Origin of the sequence: Clostridium lamae (assembly GCF_033043255.1) — a bacterium.
Taxonomy (GTDB): Bacteria; Bacillota; Clostridia; order Clostridiales; family Clostridiaceae; genus Clostridium; species Clostridium lamae.
The window spans coordinates 49,044-70,139 of sequence record NZ_JASCQJ010000004.1; the positions used below are offsets into that span (position 1 = coordinate 49,044).

Here is a 21,096-nt window from a genome sequence, read left to right on the forward strand (position 1 = left end):
AAACTTATAAACCTTACTAAAGTCTAAAATGTAGAATTTAAAATGTAACTTGTTCCAAATTACTACAATATATTTTATTTCAGAAACTCCTTAAGGAGTTTCTTCATTAATTTTACATTCTTCATTTTTCATTTTACATTTTTTTATTGTGATAATTTTTTATATAAGTAATTTCCTAGTGATTGTAAAACTTGTACAATTACTACTAAAATTATTACTGTTACTATCATTACATCTGTTTGGTATCTTTGATAACCGTATCTTACTGCTAAGTCACCAAGTCCTCCTGCTCCTACTGTTCCTGCCATAGCTGAATATCCAATTATGCTTATTATAGTTAGTGTTAATCCTGAAATTATTGATGGCACTGCTTCTTTAAGCATAACTTTGAATATTATTTGTGTATTAGATGCTCCAAAGGATTTTGCTGCTTCTACTACTCCTGAATCAACTTCTTTTAAAGCTGATTCTATAATTCTTGCTACAAAAGGTGCTGCTGCTATAGTAAGTGGTACTATTGCTGCTGTAGTTCCTATAGATTTTCCTACTATTAATTTTGTAAGTGGCATTATTGCTACCATTAAAATTAAAAATGGAAATCCCCTAAGTATGTTTATTATTGTATCTAGAGTCTTATAAACTCCTTTATTAGGCTTTAAACCATTTGGTGCTGTTACTATTAATGCAATTGCTGGAATAAATCCCAATATTACTGAAAATAGTGTTGAGAAAAAGACCATTATTATTGTTTTATTAAATCCTTCTATTAATATTTCTGACATTAATTAAGCACCTCCAATACTACTTCCTTTCTCTCAAGATAAGCTATAACCTTGTTCTTATCTTTCTCATCAACATTAATTACTAAATTACCTAATATATCTTCTCTAAACTTTTCAAGTTTACCCCAAACTATTGAAAAGTCCATATCTAAATCTCTTGCCATCTTTGTTATAAGAGCATTTTCTGAAGATGTACTTGGGAAATATAATTTAATATTTATGCCCTTGCTAGGTAAAATATCTTCCTCTTCTTCTCCAAGGAATTTCTTTAAAGATACTCCTGGTCTTAAGAATAATTCTTCTGAATTTCCTTCTGCCTTTAAAATTCCACCTTCAATCAATGCAACCTTTTCACAAACCTCTTTTACTACTTCCATTTGGTGAGTTACTATTACTATAGTAATTCCTAATTCTTTATTTATTTTAGATAAAAGTGATAATATATCCTTTGTAATTTTAGGATCTAAGGCAGATGTTGCTTCATCACAAAGTAATATTTTTGGCTCTAATGCCAAAGCTCTAGCTATTGCTACTCTTTGCTTTTGGCCTCCACTTAAACTAGCTGGCTTTACTTTTGCCTTTTCAGAAAGACCTACTAAATCTAAAAGTTCATTTCCTCTTTCATTTATTCTTTTTTTTCTATAGTTTCTATAACTAATTGCTTTTTTATCTCCTATTTTTTCTTTATATTCTTTGTATTCTTCTTCAAATCCCCAAACCTCTAATGGTAATGCTATATTATCAAATACAGTTTTTCTATTTAATAAGTTAAAGCCCTGAAATATCATTCCTAGTTTTTTTCTAAACTCTCTTAACTCATATCCCTTTAGCTCATTAACTTCTTTTCCCATAACATTTATTGAACCCTCTTCATAACTTTCAAGTCCATTTATGCATCTAAGTAAAGTTGATTTTCCGGCTCCACTATGACCTATTATTCCATATATCTTCCCTTCTTCTATTGATAATGAAACATTTTTAATAACTTCTACGTCATTAAATTTTTTAGTTAAATTTCTAATTTCAATCATTTATGTCCCCCCTAAGAACTTAAATAAACAGCAGCTAGATATTATAAATTTCTAAATAATAAAAAACGCACTGGAGAATAAATTCTCTAGTGCGCGAAAATACGACCTATTAATTTATTCTCTCATCTATCAGCTTAAAAGCTGCAGGATTTAGCACCAAACTTAATATGAGTAATTTAGGCTAAAATAATTAAGCCTATCACACCTATTAAAGGTTGCTGGGTTTCACAGGGCCAGTCCCTCCACCACTCTTGATAAGAAACATTGAAATGTTTATTAAATTTTCTATTGATATTAATATACCTTTATTAAAGAAGCTTGTCAATAACAATTGTAGAAAAATTTAAAATATTACAACGTCCTTTTTTATATTAATCAGCTCTGCATCAGTATTATCTTCAACAAAATTTATTATATTTTCTGCTGTTGAATCCACTTGTGCATTAGTAGCACATATTCCTGATATCCCAATCGTAATATAATTATGTAAATCTTGATTATCTACTTCATTTACTGATATATTAAATTTATTTTTAAGTTTTTGGCTTATACTTCTAACAATCATTCTTTTTTCTTTTAATGAATGAGCCCACTCAGCTCTTAAATTTATAGTCATTACTAGCACTTTCATAATTATCACCCTTTTACTATATTATACCCCAAACTTAAAATTAATGCACAATGCATAATGCGTAATGCTTAATTAAAATGCATAATGCGTAATGCACAATGCATAATTAATGAGAAAACTCCTACGGAGTTTTAGAAAATGAAAGAATGAAATTTCTATTTTGCATTCGCAAAATCGAAATGAAAAAATGAAATAGTTATGGATTAATTCCAAAGGAATTTATAATTCAGCCTGCCTGAATTATTTCAACAATTATGCATTATCAATTATGAATTATGCATTGATAAAAGTCCGTAGTAGGATGGCTACGGGGGTTTTGAACATTTTATCTCCCTAGGACTATTGGTGATATCTCATCATAGTTAGGGGGTGGTATTGGATATGCTAGAATTGATTATAAAAAGCTTTGTTATTATTTATATAATTTCATTAGTTTTAAAACATAATCTTTTTATTCATTATTTAAAGATTTCAGTAAAATTTATTGGTCTTGATATTGAAATTAGAAGCAAACAAAAAGATGCTCCGTCCTGCAAAGAGTAGCATCCATTTTGTTGATATTATCTAAATCCAATAGCCCTAAAACAAAATAAACGTTCTAAGGATTGCTTAGTGTTGACGCACTAAGCTTTTCTTATTTATATTATATCAAAATTTTATAAAAATAAACATATAATTTTTTTATATTTAAAACAAACAACCCTTAAAATACGTATGCCAAATCTGCATTTTATTTTAAAAATTGAAAAACTTTAAAAATTTATAACTCAGCTTGCCTGAGTTATTTCACTAATTATGCATTATTCATTACTTAAGTGCATTACTTAAACTTCCATTCCTTATAAAACTCTTCTAAAAAGTCTTCCATAAATTTATGTCTTTTTTCTGCTATTTCCTTTGCTGTATCTGTATTCATCAAATCTTTTAATTTTAGTAGTTTTTCATAAAAATGATTTATTGTATGGTTCTCTGCATTTTTAACTTCATTTAAATTTTTAAAGTCCATAGGCTTTATTGATGGATCATAAATTGGTCTATTTTTATGTCCTCCATATGCAAAGGTTCTAGCTATACCTATAGCACCTATAGCATCTAATCTATCTGCATCTTGAACAATTTTACCTTCAAGAGTATGCTGGGTTGAATCAACAACTCCACCCTTATAAGACATAGTTTGTATTATTTTTATTATTGATTCAATAGATTCCTGATCTACCTCTATAGAATTAAGAAAATCCTCTGTAACTGTGGTATTACTATCATTGGACTTTGAAAATTTCCAGTCATCAATATCATGTAATAACGCTGTCATTTCAACAATAAAAAAGTCTGCATTTTCTTTTTCTGCTATATATTTAGCTAAGTTATGTACTCTTTCTATATGGAACCAATCATGGCCACTTCCTTCTCCATATAATTTATTTTTAACAAATTCTTTAGTTTTTTCTATAATTAAATTCTTATCCATTTTTTTTATCCTTTCAAATCACAATATATATTTATTGTAAATTAATTAATTCATATATAACTCAACTAATTCATAGCATCTTTCTTTAGTAGTTGTTTTTAAGCTTAAAATTTTATTTACAGGAGCAAAAGTTCCCCCTTCAAATTCCTTATCTGCTTCTTCTGCTTTTTTATCTCTTAAAGCAATCCAATTAAGCTGTTCTTCTGTAAGTTTATCCATTTCTTCCGAAGTTAGTATTTCTCTTAAATATGAATATATATCATTAAGCATATAATCCCATTGCTCATATTCCTTTGACGCCGCTTCAGTCATTTCTAAAGTTATTCCACTATCATATTTTTTCTTTAATGAAGAATCTAGCTCAGCTTCTAATTGGTTTAGTCGTTCTAAATATTCATTTTTCTTAGAACTTACGTTTTCGCTTGAAGAATTCTCTTTTATCCCCTCTTCTGAGTTATGTAAATTTTCATTCACTTTCAACTTATCCTCTGTACCATTATCTTTCTCTACATTAGTCTCATTTATAGTTCCATTGACTTTATTATCTGAAAGTATTTCAGAATTCGTGTCCTCTTTTACTGAACACGCAGTAAAAAGCATTGTAGAAAATAATAAACAAACTATAAGTTTTTTCATCATAACACTCCTTGATATTTATATTCATTAAACTTCTTTTTTTCTAAACCCTATAACAATAAGTATTAACCCTACTATAATTAATAGAATTGATAAATTATATATAAAATTACGTTGATAAAATCCATTAGTAATAGTCCAATACAATGTTTTTTCTAATGTTGCTATAACCTCGATTAATATTCCACAAAACATTGCTCCAGTACCAACAATTACTTCTTTTATTCCTCTGATAGAATTCATCCCTCCCTTTTTATATGAAATATATTAAAATTACTTGCTTAATTCGTAATAGTTTAATTATAGTAATTCCATTACAAACCATTTGATTTAATGTTATTTACCTTCCACCTTTTTCTTATGTGCTATAGCCATTAACATCATACCAATAAAAAACAAAATATTGTAAATGAGTTTTAGAAGCATATTAGAAGCTATTTCGTAGGTAATACTTATGACCAGATAAAATATAATATCTACTAATAATATTGTTATACCTAACAACATTATTTTTTTATGTGGTAAAGCTTTTATTTTACTTATCAAAAAATTCACCAACTCCTTAATTTAATACGTATTAAAATACAATTGAATAATAATATATACTCTTATTATATATTTATTTGGAATATAATTCCTTAAGAATAATATACCATAGTTGAAAAAATAAATAAGTATCAACATTCAACCAAAACATATCCTTATAAAAAACAAATTTTAAGATTAAACCTATCATAAAATTTAATTAATTAATCATTATTGAAATCACAGCCACAATCTCCACTATCGAAGTCATTGCTACTATCACTACTATCGTATTCATAGTTATAATCTACATTATCATTATTATAATTCTCTTCATAATTGTCATAATCACAATCTTCATTCTGGCAATTACATTCTTCATTATCATAGATATTATGATCATAATCGTTATTATAATTGTCATCATTATAATAATTGTTATATAGGTTATTAGCAAAAAACATAGTATTTAAGCTATCATCATAATTTATTTTATTTTTATTAGCTTTAGATTTTGATGAATTATAAACATTATGTGGCTTGTACTTACTATATCTATGCTCTCTTCTGCCTAGACTAGCTTCCTCTGCCTCTTTCTTAATCTTAGCCATTCGCTCTGCTGCAGTTAGTGTTTTCTTTTCTTTATTTCCAACTATGAAATTAAAAATCTTTTTAATAGTATTTAGCATTTTAATCCCCCTTAATTAACCATTATAATATTATATTTTTTTATTTAGCTCTGTTTTAAACTAATGTTGATATTGGACAATAAAGAAATGAACAATTGACTATCTATTTTTAATTCGCAATAGTTTAAAATTATACATTAACGAATGACTTTTTATATTATTTTTTCTCCTCACCATATAATAAATTGGCTTCACAGTATGGGCATAATACCTCATCAACATTATTTTTTGCATCAAACCTCATTGGCAATCTTTTTTTACAGAATGGACATCTCCAAAAAATAATTGAAACTATAAAGTAAATAAATAATGCCACCAAACTGATAATTAATGTATAGTTACTTATAGTCTCACCTCCGACATTCGCAATAATCGCACCTAAGAAACTAACTACAATAGATAGATATAAACAAAATATAGAAAATCGCCTATATCTCAATACATCCCTTTTCCTATTTAACATAACTTCCTCCATTTTACCTTAATCTATTTTTATATTTATCATATACTACTTTAAATAATGGTTTATAGAATAAATTAATCTTTCAATATTATATTGTACAATTTATATATTGAGAAGTTTAGAATAATTATAGTCGTTGTATAATACAATTAGGTAATACTATATACTCTTATTATATACCCTTTTGGAATATATTTCCTCAAGAAATAGAAATAATATACCCTAATTAAAAAATCAATAATTCTAACATTCAAATAAAACAAAGCCAAATAAAAAAGCGTCCACTTAGTGAACACTTCTTATTAACAGATTGTACTATAATCTATAATTTTTGTAGCTTTAATTCCTAGTATATCTTTCATTCCTTCATTTTTTCATTCTTTCATTATTCCTATTATCTATTATAAAGCTTAGTTAAATCATAAATTTCTTTTGCTAATTTATCGTTAATATCGCTTTCTTTTGCTCTCCACACCCAATTTCCTCCTAGTGTAGATGGAAAGTTCATTCTTGCTTCTTTTCCAAGTCCTAAGAAGTCTTGCATAGTAGTAATTGCTAAATATGCAGCACTAGACCATACCCCTCTTATTAATCCTCTAGCTATACCTTCTTCATAAGTTAAATTTAGGTATTTCTTTGCTTTTTCAATTTCAGCCTTGCTTCCAGTTGAATTATACCAACCACATACAGTATCATTGTCGTGAGTTCCTGTATAAGCTACACAATTTACAGGATAGTTATGTGGCAAATATCCACTATCTTCCCCACCAAAAGCAAATTCTAATATTTTCATACCTGGAAAACCAGTGGAGTCTCTAAGTTCAATTACCTCCTCAGTCATCATTCCTAGATCTTCGGCAATTATTTCTACATCTCCAAGCTTTTCTTTTATAGCTTTAAATAGTTCGATTCCTGGTCCTTTTATCCATTTACCATTTTTCGCTGTTTTATCTCCATATGGAACTTCCCAGTAAGATTCAAAACCTCTAAAATGATCAATTCTAACTACATCATATAATTTAAAGCTTTCTCTAACTCTATCTATCCACCATTTATATCCATCTTTCTCTAAGGCTTCCCAATTATAAATAGGGTTTCCCCATAATTGTCCTGTTTCTGAAAATATGTCTGGTGGACATCCTGCCACTGTTATTGGCTTCATATCATCATCTACATTAAAATATTTAGGATTACTCCAAATATCAGCACTATCTTCTGCAACATATATCGGTATATCTCCTATTATCTTTATATTATTTTTATTAGCATACCTCTTTAAGTTATTCCATTGTTCAAAGAAAATATATTGAATAAATATCCAATAATTAATCTCATCTTTAAGTAAATTTTTATAATGCCTTATCGCATCTTTTTTTCTAAGTCTTATGTCATCATCCCAATTATACCAACTAACTAAATTAAAATGTTGTTTAACTGACATATATAAAGCATAGTCTTCAATCCATATATCATTTTTATCTATAAAGTCTTTTAATTCCTTATCATACTTTCCTATTGAGTTATTATAAGCAATCCTAAGAACTTTATTTTTATTAATAAATAACTTTGAATAATCTACAGTATCCTCTTTAGAACCATAGTCTAAACTCTCATAATCGCTTTTCTTTAGTAAGCCTTCTTTTTCTAACATTTCGAAATCTATAAAATATGGATTACCAGCAAAGGCTGAAAAACATTGATATGGTGAATCTCCATATCCAGTCTGCCCAAGAGGTAGTATTTGCCAGTATTTTTGTCCACTTTTCTTCAAGAAATCTACAAAGGCAAAGGCTTGCTTTCCAAAAGTGCCTATTCCATACTTTCCAGGTAATGATGAAATATGCATTAAAATCCCGCTACTTCTTACCATAAACTTTACCTCATTTCTACTAAAGCTAAATATATTTTGTATATTATTAGTATAACATTTTTTATAAAAGTTTTACAAAATTTTGTTTTAAGGTTATAATTTATCAAAATTAAAATTAATTAACTTAATTAATTAAATTTACTATCCTATATTAGAATTAGTTGATTCTCTTGTTACTAACTCTGTATTCAAAATTATGTGTTTATTATCTGTTTTGTTCGCCATTAAATCTAATAGTAAATCAACACTAATCTTTGCCATTTCTACTTTAGGCTGTATTACTGTTGTTATAGTAGGATTATAGAACTCACTTATATCCATACCATCAAAACCTATGACTGATATATCTTTTCCAACTATTAATCCGCCATCTTTTATCGCCTTAGCACATCCCACAGCCATTATATCTGATATTGCAAATATAGCTGTTACTTCCCTATGATCTTTAAGAAGCTTTATCGTTTCATCATATGCTCCTCTGTAATCATAATTCCCTAAAATTCTATATTCCCTATTATAAGGAATGTTATTATCATTTAAAGCCTTTAGATAGCCTGCTTCTCTTCTGTAACTAATCCCAATATCATATTCATCTCCTAGCATTAAAGCTATATTTTTATGACCACAATCTATTAAATATTTTGTAGCTGAATATGCTGACTTTTCATTATCTATTGATACAGATGAAAAATTAGAATACTCTTTTCCATATTTGTGATTAACAGATGTTAATACTACTGGAACGTTAATATCATTAAATTCATCATTTTTAACTTCAGTAAAGTTTCCTCCAAGACATATAACACCTTGTAGTCTTTTCTCCTTTATCATAGAAATTAAATTATTCATTTCATCATCACTTAGATAGTCATGATGTTCCAATATCATTGAATATCCTGCCCTTGATATTCTTTTACTTATTAAGTCTAACATTTCAGAGAAGAAAGGATTAAATACACCCTTTATTAACACTCCAATATTATTTGTATTATTCTTTTTTAAATTTCTAGCGCTATTATTGGGTATATAATTATTTTCTTTTATTACTTCTAATACTCTTTCTCTGGTCTGCTCCTTAACATCTGGATGATTATTAATTACACGTGATACTGTACTAACCCCTACTCCAGCTATTCTGGCTATATCTCTTATGTTTATCATACTTACCCCCAAAATTTCGACATATTATTCGGTAACGTTACCATTTATAAGTATATTTAAATTGAATAATTATTCTTTTACTGATCCTGAAACTAAACCTGTTGCTATATATTTTTGGAAAATCATAAATATCACTACTATTGGAAAAGCCGCCATTACTGCTGCTGCTGAATATTGAGTCCAGTTTGTTGAGAAATTATCCTTAATAAATTTTTGCAATCCCGTAGTTATTGTTTGAACATCTGCGTTTTTTAATATTGCTGAAGTGAACATAAATTCACTATAAGCTCCTATAAATGCAAATAAGAAAATTACTATTAACATATTTCTTAATAGTGGTATTATTATTGAGCAAAATACCTTCCATGTGGATGCCCCATCTATATAGGCTGCTTCTACTAATTCGTCTGGAATACCATCAACGGCACCTTTTAACAGCCATATATTATAAGCACTTCCACCAGCTAATATTAATATTAAAACCCATGGCTTATTGGTTAAATTATAAGCAAATACTATTCCCATTATTGCTGGTAATGCCATTGTCGCTGGAAACATTTGAAGTATTAATAAGCTCATTAATCCTTTTTTTCTTCCCCAGAATCTTAGCTTAGAAAAAGAAAATGCTGCTGGTACTGATAATAGTAATTGTATTAAAGCCACTATTGTACTAATCATAATTGAATTTCTAACCCATAGTAAGAATTGCGTTTTTTCAATAACTTTCTTATAGTTTTCTAACGTCCATTCCGCTGGGAAAAAAGTAGTTTGAGTAAAAGCACTACCTTTAGCCATGGATGCTGAAATTACAGCAACTATAGGAAATAAAGTTATAACTATCATTATCCATAAGAATATTCTACCAATCCATGCTGCTCTTATTTCATCAGGTCTTAACTTCTTTTTATAAGCTTTTTTATTTTCTTTTGATACTACTTTATTTAAATCCAAACCTAGTTGCATTTTATTCAACCTCCTTAAACTGACCAGATGCTTTCATTTGTACAAATGAAATTGATGCAATTATTATAAATATTATTATACTAAGTGCAGAAGCAATCTCGAATCTACCAAATTGCATTGAAAGTTTATAGTTAACTGATGCAAGTATATCTGTATAACCTGCAAATTGAGTAGTTAATCGAGGTGGATTACCTAGAGTTATCAAATATGCAGATCCAAAGTTATTAAAATTAAATGCAAAGGATGAAATAATTAATGGATAAGCAGTTTTAGCTATGGATGGTAATGTTATGCTCGTGAATTGCTTCCATTTACTAGCTCCATCTACCATTGCAGCCTCATAATAAACCTCTGGTATTGCTGATAATGAACCTAAAGATACATTCATCATATATGGGAATCCAAGCCATATATTAACTATTAATATAGTTACTCTTGCTAAGTTAGGATCTGTTAACCACTTTATAGGTTCTTGAATCAAATGTAATTCCATCAATAAATTATTTATTTGTCCATAACTTCCATTAAATAATCCTTGGAATGAGAGTATTGCAACTGTTGCTGGCAATGCCCAAGGTAAAATTAATATCCCTTTATAAAAACCTCTTTCTCTTATATTAGGATTATTTAAAACTAATGCTAAAGCTAAACCCAATAAAAAGCAGCCAAGTGTAGATACTAATGCAAAAATCATCGTCCATCCAAATACAGGTAAAAATGTCTCCTTAAATGGTCCTGTTAATACTTCTTGAAAATTCGCAAGACCTACAAAATTAATTTCACCCTTTGAGTATTGAGTATAATCTGTAAAAGCATAATATACTGTAGATATTATTGGCATTACTGTGAAAATTAAAATAGAAACAAGTGCTGGTGCTAAAAAATAATAAGCTTTATGACTTTTACTCTTCATGCCCATTCTAATCCCCCTTTCTTAAATGTAGAATGTAAAATGTAAAATGTAGAATTAAGGAAGAAACTCCCGTAGGAGTTTCTACTAATTAGTAATGCATAATTGATAATGCATAATTGTTGAAATAATTCAGGCAAGCCAAGTTAATTAATGCACAATTGATAATGCATAATGCATAATTGTGGATATAATTCAGCGAGCTGAATTATGAACATTTATAAATTCATATAGAATTTATAGCTTAATTTTTTCATGCTGCTTTGCGTTAAATAGGCTTTTCATTCTTTCATTTTCTAAAACTCCGCAGGAGTTTTTTCCTTAATTATGCATTGTGCACTTTAATCAATGCATAATTCATAATTGTTTAAATAATTCAGGCAAGCTGAATTATAAAAATTATAAATTCCTTAGAATTTATTCCTTTATTTTTTCATTCTTTCATGCTGATTTTGCTTCAGCAAAGAAGCTCTAAGCCATTTCATTTTTTCATTTCGATTTTGCGAATGCAAAAGAGAAGCTTCATTCTTTCATTAATTTTAATAAATTCCGAAGGAATTTACACCTTAATTATGCATTGTGCATTACGCATTATGCATTTTAATTACGCATTACGCATTATGCATTTTAATTACGCATTACGCATTATGCATTTTAATTACGCATTATTCATTATTTGATTTGTTTTATACCCTCTTTAACTTGTTCTACTAAATTCTTTCCTGCTGTAGCTGCATCAATTTGTCCAGAGGTTAATAGTTTTAGATTATTAGCACCTGGCTCCCACATAGCTTGTACTTCAACTATATTTGGCATTGGAGTAGCAACCTTAGCTTGTTCCATAAATACTTTAGTGTACTCATCATCAATAGTATAATCCTTAGCTACAGGAATTCTGCTACCAGTCTTATAAACTATATCTTGTCCTTTATCAACAAACTCTTCCATAAGTTCCCATGCTAAATCTTTATTTTTAGAATTTTCATTAACAAGACTAGTTTGAACACCTAAGAAAGTACTTGGATGATTGCCACCAAGTGTTGGCATTGGAATTACACCGAAGTTTAATCCTGCTTCTTTAGCGCCAGCAACATCCCATGGTCCTGAGAAATAGAAGCCTGCTTTCCCTGATGTAAATTCTCCCTTAGCTATATCACCAGTAATATCTGGTGCCATTAATTTATCTTTATTTACTAAATCAGAAATGAATTGAAGTCCTTTTACTGCTCCTTCATTTCCAAGTCCTATATCAGTTGGGTCTAATGTACCATTATTATTTTTATAAACATATCCTCCATTAGCTGAAAGGAAAGCATATGAGAAATAGAAGTCATTAATATTGTAAACAAATCCTGATTCTTTAGCTTGTGCAACTAAATCTTCCATAGTTTTTGGAACTTCTTTAACTAAATCTTTATTATAAAACATCGCTGTTGTTTCTTGAGCAAATGGAATTGCGTAAATTTTACCGTCTATAGTAACTGCATCAACTAAAGATTCGGAAGTATATTTATCAGCTGTAACCATTCCTTCTGGTACTTGTGCTGTAACTCCAGCTTTTTGGAATGTTCCTAAGTTATCATGTGGAACACCTAAGATTATATCTGGTCCATTATCACTTTGAGCAGCTTGTATCATTTCTTGGAATTTTCCTTGGTCTTCGACAACATTAACTTCTACATTATTTTCTTCTCCCCACGCCTTAGCTACTTTTTCAAATTCTTGAACTTCATTAGTAGTAAAATGAGACCAAACTGTTAATGTTTTCTTTTCTCCAGAAGTACTTCCCCCTTGATTATTACTTCCACAACCAACAAAGGCAGTTGTAGTAATTACCCCAGCAATTAAAATTGCTAATAATTTTGAACGTTTTACCATAATATATTCCTCCCATAATCTAATTTAGTCTTTATATTATAAACCCCTTAGGTTTACTAACCATTTGATAACATTTTCAGGTATCCTTACCGGTACCGTTTCCAATTAATTTTATAATTTACTTCTGTATATTGCTTCTTTCCAAAGCAAGAATAAAGCTTTAAACTCTAGAGCTTCATTAAAATTAGAAATATCATAGTTAATTATCTTTTTTATCTTATCTATTCTATAAAACAATGTGTTTCTATGAATATATAACTTGTCCGCTGATTCGCTAACTTTAAGTCCCTCTCTAAAAAATATCTCTATAGTCTTTATTAATTCATCATCTAGCTTTGAAAAAACATTATTATACTGCTTATAAGCACGAGTTATCTCTTCAATAGAAGAATTATTGACCATTTTTTCAATTAATAAAGAATTTTCAGTGTAAACCTTTGATGCTAATTCATACTTTAAACAAATTCCTATATTCCCTTTTAAATATTCATATTTTTCTTTTAGCTCTCTATATTCATCTATTTCGCAGTATGTTAAATACACTTTTTGAGCTATATTTTTACTTACTAAATTGAATAACTCATTTATTTTGTCATAACTAATATCATTCTTACTTACTATTAATATATATTCATCTTGAGCTACTACCATACTGTTTTCTTCTTTATTATTTTTCTCTATAATATCTAAAACTTTTAAATTTTTTTCATTTAAGTAAATTAAAATTAATTTAAATGGTTTGTACTTAATAACTTCTTTCAAAATATCCTCTGAATATTCTTTTCCCTTTAAAATATCTAATATAATTTCCTCCTTAGATTTAAATGCATCACTAAGCACTTGTTCTAGGTAACATTTTAATAAGTTTAAACAATTACTGTACTCTTCATAGGTTTCTAATATTAATTCTTCTGTAGGGATTTTAATTAAATCACTTATTATTTTTTCATTTGTTACCTGAAGAAAATCTACTAAGATAGCTCCATCTTTTTCAATTAACTTGAAGGGAATCTGAATTTCTTCACTAATCTTTTTAAAAGAATTTTTTAGTCCATACATGATCGCCCTCCTATATAAATATTTAATTCGGAAACAGGTAACGTTTCCAGAAACTAAGGAATGTCTTAATATTTTTTAATTTAATGCTATGTTTCAATTATATTATTGCAATCGTTTTTATTCAATAGTATTTTTGCACAATTCAGAATATTCTTTTTGTACTTATGTACAAAAGAAATTATCAATTGCAAAAATAGCTAAGATATTGATAAATATCTTAGCTATTTATTATATTTATTAAAATTTACTTCTCTAACATAAATTTATTATTTATTAATTTTATTGTAATTAGCCCACAGGTTACTCCTAATAAAATTCCTGCAATTATGTCTGATGGATAATGAACGTATAAATACAATCTTGAAAATGCTATTAATGACGCAAATATATAAAATATATATCTAAACTTTTTAAAATAATATCCTAGTATTACTGCTGCTGTAAAAGATGATGCAGTATGCCCAGATGGAAAAGAATATGATGTTGGTGGAGTTATTAGTATGCTTATATCTGGATATGTTACAAAAGCTCTCGCTCTTTGCACTATATTCTTTAATATGCCTTCTCCAATTAAGGAAGTTATAAGTAGTGCAATCAATAACATAAAACCTATTTTTCTATATTTCTTTTTTGCTACTAATATTAATCCTATTGCTATCCATATAAAGCCTTTATCTCCTAAGCTTGTGATAAATATCATAAGTTTATCCATTACTGGATTTGATAAATTATCTCTAATTAAATTTAAAGTATTAATATCTAAATTATGTATTATTTCTAACATATCTATCTCCTTAGTCATTAACTTATATATAACTGTATTTATTCTACAAGTATACTTTCTTTTTTAATTATACACAAACAACAGCAAGTTTATAACAATATTTTCCACACTATTCTATAGTTGATTCTAATTATATATCAAAAAGGCTATTATAAGGTTTGATACTTATAATAGCCTTTTATTATTTACTTTTAATTTCTTTAGCTTAATCTAACTTTTTTTCTCTATATTTTATATAGTTAAGCGTTTATATTACTTTCTTCTTCATACATTTTGCTTGCAGCTTTATTAGATGCAATTACGAATGGAGCATAAATTACTACGCTGACTGCTAAAGCTACAAATCCCATTACAAGCCCCATAATTTCTCCACCTGTTCCTACGAAAGGTATAAGTGGTCCCGGAGTAGTCCATGGCACTTGATACGCTATTGGTGGAATAATCTTTGCTACTATCGCGGCATATCCTATTAATAAGTTAACAACTGGTACTAATAAGAAAGGAATTATGAATATTGGGTTTAATACTATTGGTAAACCGAATATTACTGATTCATTAATGTTGAATAATCCAGGTCCTATAGATAACTTAGCTATATCTTTTTGATCTTTTGCTTTAGAGAATATAAGAATAGCTATAATTAATCCAAGTGTACAACCTGATCCACCGTAGTTAGAGAATCCATCTACTAAAGCCCAAGTTGTTGGGAAAGGTGCTCCCCATGCTGTTCCATTAGCTTGTGCGAAAGCTAAGTTAGCTGCATTTGGTTCTGCAAACATAGTATCTCTTACTGCTGCAATTGTATTAGGTCCATGAATACCCATGATCCATAATAAGTTTGATACTAAAGCCATAATTACTACAGATATAATACTATCTCCAAGTGTAGTTAATGGAGCTTGTAATATATTATAAACTATAGTGTGAATTCCACCACCATTAGTAACTTTACCTAATATAAAGTTAAGAACTGAGAAACCAACTGTTACTATTATTATTGGTAATAATATCTTAAATGTTCTAGCAACTGCTGGAGGTACTTGTTCTGGCATTCTAATTTCAAGTTTAGGTGTCTTAGAAAGTCTTGATAAAACTTCCCCTACTACTAAACCTATTATTAAAGAAACGAATAAACCTTGTGGTCCCATATATTGAGTTGTAAGGTTTCCATCAACTGCTGCTGGATACATTATAAAGTATACTGATACTGCAGTTAAACCAGTTAATAAATCGTCTGCACCTAAGCCTTTTGCAAGATTCCTTGCTATTAAAAATACTATTAAGATTGCTAAAATGTTCAAAGAACCATTTAAAACAGGTGCAAAAATTGCTTGATAGTCTGCCAAGTTAGGTATTAAATCACCTAGATGTAAAAGTTTTGCTACGAATCCATCTGGATGAAGTAAAACGTTGTTTATTAATACCATTAATGACCCTGCCATTGTTAATGGGAAGGTTAAGATAAATGCGTCCCTAATTGCTACAATATGTCTTTGTGCATTTAACTTTGTTGCAATTGGAACAAGTATTCTTTCCATGCTGTTTTCTAATTTTGTCATAAAGCTCATTGTTTTTCCCCCTTATTTTTTTTATTTATTAAACCTCTTGTTAAATTCCAAGAGTTTTTAATACGTTTTCTAATATAACTTTTCCATTCATAGTTCCATATAATCTCATATCTATAACTTCTACTGGAACTCTTCCTTTAACTAATGCATCTACTTGTGGTTTTTGGAATCTTACTTGAGGTCCAAGTAATACTATATCTACAGTATCAACAACGCTTGAACATTCTGAAACTGGTAAAGCATCAATTTCTATTTCCATTCCCTTTTCTTTAGCTGCTGCCTTCATCTTATTTACTAAAAGACTAGTTGACATACCTGCTGCACATACTAATAATATTTTTTTCATAATAATACCTCCTAAATTTATATAACAACTAAAGCTCTTCGCCATTAGTCTTGATAACATTTTTGTACCAATAAAAACTTTTCTTTTTTATACGTCTTAAATCCTTTTCATTTTGCTCATCTCTATTTACATAAACAAATCCATATCTCTTTTGATAGCCGTTTAGCCAACTAAGTAGATCTGTAAATGACCATGTACAATATCCTAATAATTCAACGCCATCAGTAATAGCTTGTCTACATGCCAATACATGATCTCTTATAAAATTAATTCTATAATCATCATTTATTACATCACCATCTTCTAGATTATCAAATTCACCTAGACCGTTTTCTGTAACTAATATTGGTAATCTATATCTACTATTTATCCTTCTAATACCTACCCTTAAACCTGTTGGATCTATTTCCCAGTCCCAATTTGTTCTTTCTAAATAAGGATTTTTAATTGATTTAAAATTCCCTGGAATGCCATATCCTTTTGATGTTCCCTTTTTACCGGATGTATTAATTTCTTCAAAATTACTTATCCCATCTAAGGCATTTTGTTCTACGGTTTCACTTCTATAATAATTAATCCCTATAAAATCTGGCTTTCCTCTTTCCAATAATTCCAAATCACCATCTTCAATTTCAGGAGCTATTCCTTGCTTTTCGTAACAATTTAATGCGAATGCAGGATAATTTCCAAAGCAATATACATCTAACCACCAATGACAATTCATATCTTCTGCATTTTCTCTAGCTAAAACATCCTCTGGTTTACATGTGTACGCATAATTAGGTGTAAATGCAAAGCTTGGACCAACCATACCATTGGTAACGTATTCTCTAAAGGATATTATAGCCTTTGCATTAGCTAAACTAGCTATATGATTTGCTTTTAGCATCCTTTTTTCATCTTTTACTCCTGGTGGATGAATTCCTAGTTTATAACCTAAAAGCATAAACACATTTTGTTCATTAAGGGTTACCCAGTATTTAACCTTCTCCCCATATCTTTTATATAATGTTATACAATAATTATTGAAATCATCTATTATTTCTCTTGATTCCCAACCACCATAAAGATCTTGAAGATATTGTGGTAAATCCCAATGATATATAGTAATAATAGGTTTAATATCATTTTTAATAAGTTCATCTATTAATGCATCATAAAATTCTAGACCTTTTTCATTCACTTCGCCTCTACCATTAGGGTAGATTCTACTCCATGATATTGAAAATCTATAGGCCTTAAGTCCCATTTCTTTCATCAAAGCTACATCTTCTTTAAACATTTCATAATGATTAACTGCAACCTTACCGTTAGTACCTTTAAAAGTAGTTCCAGGTATATCTGAAAACTTATCCCAAATGCTTGGACCTTTACCATCTATATCATATGCACCCTCAACTTGATATGCTGCAGAAGCACTTCCCCATAAGAATCCTTCTTTAAATTTATCAAGTTTATCGTAAATCAACTTTCCCCTCCTCCAATTCTTAATGATGTATTAATTATAACTCATTTTTTTATTTCCGTAATCATTTTCATGCTTAAAAAAACAAGCTTTCCATTTATAAAATTTGTTCCATAAAAATAACAATTTGTTCCTTTTATACTTGAATAAATTAAAATAATATTTAAAAAGAGATAGAATTATATTCTACCTCTTTTGGTTCTTATATATTTTTCTTCCTACAGCTTCTATAATATATAATACAGGTATTTGAGTTGTAATATCATACTCTTCAATTTTTTCCTGTTGCACATAATATGCAATATTTATATCAGATATCTTAGACAATGTTGAATCTTCATTATTTGTAATACTTATTATCCTACTTCCCTTTCGCTTAAGTCTATTTATATTATCTATTACTGTTGGTGTCTCACCTGAAACAGAAAAAGCAATAGTAAGATAGCTTTCACTATATTTGAAATTTAAAGGATAAAAAGGATCATCTATATATATTGCATTTTTTCCTATAGCAGATATATATCTAGCTGCATATTTAGAAAGTATTCCAGAAAATCCTATCCCTATAAAAATAACAGTACTAGCCTTATTTATCTCATCACATAATAAATCAATCTTTTCCTTGTACTCATTTCCTTGTGCCTTTTTTAAGAAATCTATTATCATAGATGTATTATCAGTAAGATTTTTGCCTCTAGCTTGTTCTAGAAACATTTTAAATTTTACTTTAAATTCTGAAAATCCTTCACAATCTAGTTTTTTGCAAAATCTTAAAATTGTTGTAGTAGAAACATGAGCCTCATTCGCTAACTCTCTTATTCTCATATAAATAACTTTTTCACTATTTTTCATAATATAGTTATATAATGAAAGCTCCAATTCATTTAAATTTTGTATTTTATTATAACTAAACATATCCTATCTCCTTTAATTATAGTAATGAATAGTTACTTAAAAATATTCATTGCTTTTTTTTAAAAGTTTCGCTATATGCATCTCTTAATATAATTATAATCCAAAAAATGGCTGAAATCTATAGTATAAAGATTTCAGCCTAATTAATTGTTCTATTTAAATATCTTCTCCTCTAGTTAGTATTATGTTTTTATACCAATAAAAAGAGGCTTTTTTCTTTCTATTTAAGTTATCATTATGATCAACATATATAAAACCATATTGTTTTTTATATCCATTAAGCCAGCTTAATAAATCTATTACAGACCATGCATAATATCCCTTAATATTAATTCCTTCTTTAATTGCATTTTTAACTGCACTTAAATGAGTTTCAATAAACTTTATTCTAGGAATATCAACAATTTCACCTTCAATAATTGGATCTTCATCTCCTAGTCCATTTTCTGTTATATATATTTTCACATCACCATATCTATCTCTTAACATTTTAAGTCCATCTAAAAATGCTTCAGGTGATATTTCCCATCCCCATTTAGTATATTTCTTATCTTCCATTTTTACAGTTTTATAATATCCATCAAATGAAGGATTTCCTGGTGCACCTGTAGAGTTTTCTCTACTTCTTTCAACATTTTCTTCTATGTTATTTTTCATAACTCTTTGAGGTTGATAGTAGTTTAGTCCAATAAAGTCATTTTTATCTGCAGCATTTTTTATTATTTCTAATTCACTGTCTGTCCAATCTATTTTTACATTGTTCTTATCAAGATGGTCAACAACATATTTAGGATATTCACCCTTTAATATTGGATCATAGAACCAATGAAAATCTAATGCATTTGCATGATTAGCAGCTAAAATATTTTCTTCTTTATCATCTACACTAAATGCTGGTGAAAATACATGAGTAATTCCAATTTCTCCATATTGCTTTAATGATTTATATAACTCAATAGATTTTGCATGAGCTACAAATACATTATGGATTGCATTGAAATATTTATTTACATCCCCAACTATTGCTGGTGGGTGAGCTCCTGCTAAATATCCTAATCCAGTAAATACTACGGTTTCATTAAAAGTAATCCAATGCTTAACTCTATCGCCAAAAGCCTTGTAACATACTTCTGCATAATTTACAAAAGCATCTACAGTATCTTTATTTAACCAGCCACCTTTGTCTTCTAAAACTTGAGGTAAATCCCAGTGATAAAGTGTTACAAAAGGAACTATTCCATATTTTAAACACTCATCAATAATATTGTTATAGAATTCTAATCCTTTTGGATTTACTTCCCCAGTTCCATTTGGAATAATTCTTGGCCAAGAAACAGAAAATCTATAAGATTCAAGTCCCATTTCAGCCATTAATTTTATATCTTCCTTATATCTATGATAATGATCTACTGCTACGTCTCCATTAGTACCTTCAAAAGTTTTTCCAGGTATCTTAGAGAATACATCCCAGTTAGATACTCCTTTTCCATCTTCATTCCATGCACCTTCAACTTGATATGATGCAGATGCTGCTCCAAATAAGAAATCCTTTGCAAATTTCATTAATTTATCCTCCCATTTATAAAAATAAGTCTTTTTTAAATTTTAATTTTATTTTACATGTACAGTATAATAAAGGCTTGCCCCATATGCTGATTTAGTTTTAAATTCTGATTTTAAATGCTTCTCTAATTCTTCTGGTGATAAATCGGTTTCAGCTGAGTATATTATTTTTATTCTATTTTTGTCATCTAATACTGTTAGCTTAACTTTATCATCTTGGAAGTTATCAAAAAACTCCCTTATAAATTTCATTTGAACTCCATTTATTTCTACTTTATGCATACAATACTCCTCCTAATTATTCATTTACCATTTAATTAATTTCATTTTACAATATTTTTTGTATAAAGACTCATTTTTATAAACTAATAAAACAAATATCATTTTTT

General features: G+C 28.5%; 23 protein-coding genes and 1 riboswitch. Of the genes, 1 reads left to right on the forward strand and 22 read right to left on the reverse strand.

Annotated features, from left to right (window positions below):
- Positions 1-143: 143 nt before the first annotated feature.
- The 3 genes from QK892_RS03365 to QK892_RS03375 form a co-directional block, all read right to left on the reverse strand.
- On the reverse strand, positions 144-782 hold the full coding sequence (locus tag QK892_RS03365) for a methionine ABC transporter permease (protein ID WP_317272112.1): 639 nt from the start codon (positions 780-782) through the stop codon (positions 144-146).
- Complete coding sequence (locus QK892_RS03370) at positions 782-1,813, reverse strand: methionine ABC transporter ATP-binding protein (RefSeq protein WP_317272113.1); 1,032 nt, start codon at positions 1,811-1,813, stop codon at positions 782-784. The genes QK892_RS03365 and QK892_RS03370 overlap by 1 nt, the downstream gene beginning before the upstream one ends.
- 119 nt (positions 1,814-1,932) lie before the next feature.
- Positions 1,933-2,074: riboswitch (SAM riboswitch) on the reverse strand.
- 82 nt (positions 2,075-2,156) lie between these two features.
- Positions 2,157-2,444 carry a DUF503 domain-containing protein gene (locus tag QK892_RS03375; protein ID WP_317272114.1) on the reverse strand — a complete coding sequence of 96 codons (288 nt, stop codon included), beginning with the start codon at positions 2,442-2,444 and terminating at the stop codon, positions 2,157-2,159.
- Between the two features lie 375 nt (positions 2,445-2,819).
- On the opposite strand from QK892_RS03375, the gene QK892_RS03380 reads away from it, so the two are divergent.
- On the forward strand, positions 2,820-2,987 hold the full coding sequence (locus QK892_RS03380) for a hypothetical protein (protein WP_317272115.1): 168 nt from the start codon (positions 2,820-2,822) through the stop codon (positions 2,985-2,987).
- Between the two features lie 277 nt (positions 2,988-3,264).
- Here the strand turns inward: QK892_RS03380 and QK892_RS03385 are convergent, their stop codons facing one another.
- The 19 genes from QK892_RS03385 to QK892_RS03475 all read right to left on the reverse strand — a co-directional run bounded on the left by QK892_RS03385 (position 3,265) and on the right by QK892_RS03475 (position 20,989).
- Positions 3,265-3,912: an HD domain-containing protein gene (locus tag QK892_RS03385; protein WP_317272116.1), complete on the reverse strand. Its 648-nt coding sequence runs from the start codon at positions 3,910-3,912 to the stop codon at positions 3,265-3,267.
- Positions 3,913-3,957: 45 nt separating this feature from the next.
- On the reverse strand, positions 3,958-4,548 hold the full coding sequence (locus QK892_RS03390) for a lysozyme inhibitor LprI family protein (protein WP_317272117.1): 591 nt from the start codon (positions 4,546-4,548) through the stop codon (positions 3,958-3,960).
- Between the two features lie 27 nt (positions 4,549-4,575).
- The gene (locus QK892_RS03395) at positions 4,576-4,791 is read right to left on the reverse strand and encodes a hypothetical protein (protein WP_317272118.1); all 216 of its coding nucleotides are present in this window, start codon (positions 4,789-4,791) and stop codon (positions 4,576-4,578) included.
- A 93-nt stretch (positions 4,792-4,884) separates the two neighbouring features.
- Entirely contained in the window at positions 4,885-5,094 is a 210-nt protein-coding gene (locus QK892_RS03400; protein ID WP_317272119.1) for a hypothetical protein, read from the reverse strand.
- A 203-nt stretch (positions 5,095-5,297) separates the two neighbouring features.
- Entirely contained in the window at positions 5,298-5,762 is a 465-nt protein-coding gene (locus QK892_RS03405; protein WP_317272120.1) for a hypothetical protein, read from the reverse strand.
- Positions 5,763-5,919: 157 nt separating this feature from the next.
- Positions 5,920-6,225 (reverse strand): hypothetical protein, encoded by a 306-nt coding sequence (locus tag QK892_RS03410; protein ID WP_317272121.1) that lies wholly within the window; start codon positions 6,223-6,225, stop codon positions 5,920-5,922.
- 394 nt (positions 6,226-6,619) lie between these two features.
- Positions 6,620-8,095 carry a 4-alpha-glucanotransferase gene (malQ, locus tag QK892_RS03415; protein ID WP_317272122.1) on the reverse strand — a complete coding sequence of 492 codons (1,476 nt, stop codon included), beginning with the start codon at positions 8,093-8,095 and terminating at the stop codon, positions 6,620-6,622.
- A 141-nt stretch (positions 8,096-8,236) separates the two neighbouring features.
- On the reverse strand, positions 8,237-9,253 hold the full coding sequence (locus tag QK892_RS03420) for a LacI family DNA-binding transcriptional regulator (protein WP_317272241.1): 1,017 nt from the start codon (positions 9,251-9,253) through the stop codon (positions 8,237-8,239).
- A gap of 72 nt (positions 9,254-9,325) precedes the next feature.
- Positions 9,326-10,219, reverse strand: coding sequence for a sugar ABC transporter permease (locus tag QK892_RS03425; protein ID WP_317272123.1), 894 nt, complete (start codon positions 10,217-10,219; stop codon positions 9,326-9,328).
- Position 10,220: 1 nt separating this feature from the next.
- Complete coding sequence (locus QK892_RS03430) at positions 10,221-11,138, reverse strand: sugar ABC transporter permease (protein ID WP_317272124.1); 918 nt, start codon at positions 11,136-11,138, stop codon at positions 10,221-10,223.
- Positions 11,139-11,801: 663 nt separating this feature from the next.
- Positions 11,802-13,007 (reverse strand): sugar ABC transporter substrate-binding protein, encoded by a 1,206-nt coding sequence (locus QK892_RS03435; protein WP_317272125.1) that lies wholly within the window; start codon positions 13,005-13,007, stop codon positions 11,802-11,804.
- A 111-nt stretch (positions 13,008-13,118) separates the two neighbouring features.
- A complete protein-coding gene (locus QK892_RS03440) occupies positions 13,119-14,066 on the reverse strand; it encodes a PucR family transcriptional regulator (protein ID WP_317272126.1) in 948 nt (315 codons plus the stop codon).
- Between the two features lie 244 nt (positions 14,067-14,310).
- A complete protein-coding gene (locus tag QK892_RS03445; protein WP_317272127.1) occupies positions 14,311-14,850 on the reverse strand; it encodes a phosphatase PAP2 family protein in 540 nt (179 codons plus the stop codon).
- Positions 14,851-15,089: 239 nt separating this feature from the next.
- Positions 15,090-16,418 carry a PTS sugar transporter subunit IIC gene (locus QK892_RS03450; RefSeq protein WP_317272128.1) on the reverse strand — a complete coding sequence of 443 codons (1,329 nt, stop codon included), beginning with the start codon at positions 16,416-16,418 and terminating at the stop codon, positions 15,090-15,092.
- 40 nt (positions 16,419-16,458) lie between these two features.
- Positions 16,459-16,764 (reverse strand): PTS sugar transporter subunit IIB, encoded by a 306-nt coding sequence (locus QK892_RS03455; RefSeq protein ID WP_317272129.1) that lies wholly within the window; start codon positions 16,762-16,764, stop codon positions 16,459-16,461.
- 28 nt (positions 16,765-16,792) lie between these two features.
- On the reverse strand, positions 16,793-18,232 hold the full coding sequence (locus QK892_RS03460) for a glycoside hydrolase family 1 protein (RefSeq protein ID WP_317272130.1): 1,440 nt from the start codon (positions 18,230-18,232) through the stop codon (positions 16,793-16,795).
- 183 nt (positions 18,233-18,415) lie between these two features.
- Positions 18,416-19,144, reverse strand: coding sequence for a MurR/RpiR family transcriptional regulator (locus QK892_RS03465; protein ID WP_317272131.1), 729 nt, complete (start codon positions 19,142-19,144; stop codon positions 18,416-18,418).
- Positions 19,145-19,300: 156 nt separating this feature from the next.
- Positions 19,301-20,707, reverse strand: a complete 1,407-nt coding sequence (locus QK892_RS03470) for a GH1 family beta-glucosidase (RefSeq protein ID WP_317272132.1) — start codon at positions 20,705-20,707, stop codon at positions 19,301-19,303.
- A gap of 48 nt (positions 20,708-20,755) precedes the next feature.
- Positions 20,756-20,989 (reverse strand): hypothetical protein, encoded by a 234-nt coding sequence (locus QK892_RS03475; protein WP_317272133.1) that lies wholly within the window; start codon positions 20,987-20,989, stop codon positions 20,756-20,758.
- Positions 20,990-21,096 lie beyond the last annotated feature (107 nt).

Bases quoted from the DNA above. Each gene is read 5' to 3' on its own strand.
- QK892_RS03365 (WP_317272112.1), bottom strand. From the start codon at position 782: ATGTCAGAAATATTAATAGAAGGATTTAATAAAACAATAATAATGGTC.
- QK892_RS03370 (WP_317272113.1), bottom strand. From the start codon at position 1,813: ATGATTGAAATTAGAAATTTAACTAAAAAATTTAATGACGTAGAAGTT.
- QK892_RS03375 (WP_317272114.1), bottom strand. From the start codon at position 2,444: ATGAAAGTGCTAGTAATGACTATAAATTTAAGAGCTGAGTGGGCTCAT.
- QK892_RS03385 (WP_317272116.1), bottom strand. From the start codon at position 3,912: ATGGATAAGAATTTAATTATAGAAAAAACTAAAGAATTTGTTAAAAAT.
- QK892_RS03390 (WP_317272117.1), bottom strand. From the start codon at position 4,548: ATGAAAAAACTTATAGTTTGTTTATTATTTTCTACAATGCTTTTTACT.
- QK892_RS03395 (WP_317272118.1), bottom strand. From the start codon at position 4,791: ATGAATTCTATCAGAGGAATAAAAGAAGTAATTGTTGGTACTGGAGCA.
- QK892_RS03405 (WP_317272120.1), bottom strand. From the start codon at position 5,762: ATGCTAAATACTATTAAAAAGATTTTTAATTTCATAGTTGGAAATAAA.
- QK892_RS03410 (WP_317272121.1), bottom strand. From the start codon at position 6,225: ATGTTAAATAGGAAAAGGGATGTATTGAGATATAGGCGATTTTCTATA.
- malQ (WP_317272122.1), bottom strand. From the start codon at position 8,095: ATGGTAAGAAGTAGCGGGATTTTAATGCATATTTCATCATTACCTGGA.
- QK892_RS03425 (WP_317272123.1), bottom strand. From the start codon at position 10,219: ATGCAACTAGGTTTGGATTTAAATAAAGTAGTATCAAAAGAAAATAAA.
- QK892_RS03430 (WP_317272124.1), bottom strand. From the start codon at position 11,138: ATGGGCATGAAGAGTAAAAGTCATAAAGCTTATTATTTTTTAGCACCA.
- QK892_RS03435 (WP_317272125.1), bottom strand. From the start codon at position 13,007: ATGGTAAAACGTTCAAAATTATTAGCAATTTTAATTGCTGGGGTAATT.
- QK892_RS03440 (WP_317272126.1), bottom strand. From the start codon at position 14,066: ATGTATGGACTAAAAAATTCTTTTAAAAAGATTAGTGAAGAAATTCAG.
- QK892_RS03445 (WP_317272127.1), bottom strand. From the start codon at position 14,850: ATGTTAGAAATAATACATAATTTAGATATTAATACTTTAAATTTAATT.
- QK892_RS03450 (WP_317272128.1), bottom strand. From the start codon at position 16,418: ATGAGCTTTATGACAAAATTAGAAAACAGCATGGAAAGAATACTTGTT.
- QK892_RS03455 (WP_317272129.1), bottom strand. From the start codon at position 16,764: ATGAAAAAAATATTATTAGTATGTGCAGCAGGTATGTCAACTAGTCTT.
- QK892_RS03465 (WP_317272131.1), bottom strand. From the start codon at position 19,144: ATGTTTAGTTATAATAAAATACAAAATTTAAATGAATTGGAGCTTTCA.
- QK892_RS03470 (WP_317272132.1), bottom strand. From the start codon at position 20,707: ATGAAATTTGCAAAGGATTTCTTATTTGGAGCAGCATCTGCATCATAT.
- QK892_RS03475 (WP_317272133.1), bottom strand. From the start codon at position 20,989: ATGCATAAAGTAGAAATAAATGGAGTTCAAATGAAATTTATAAGGGAG.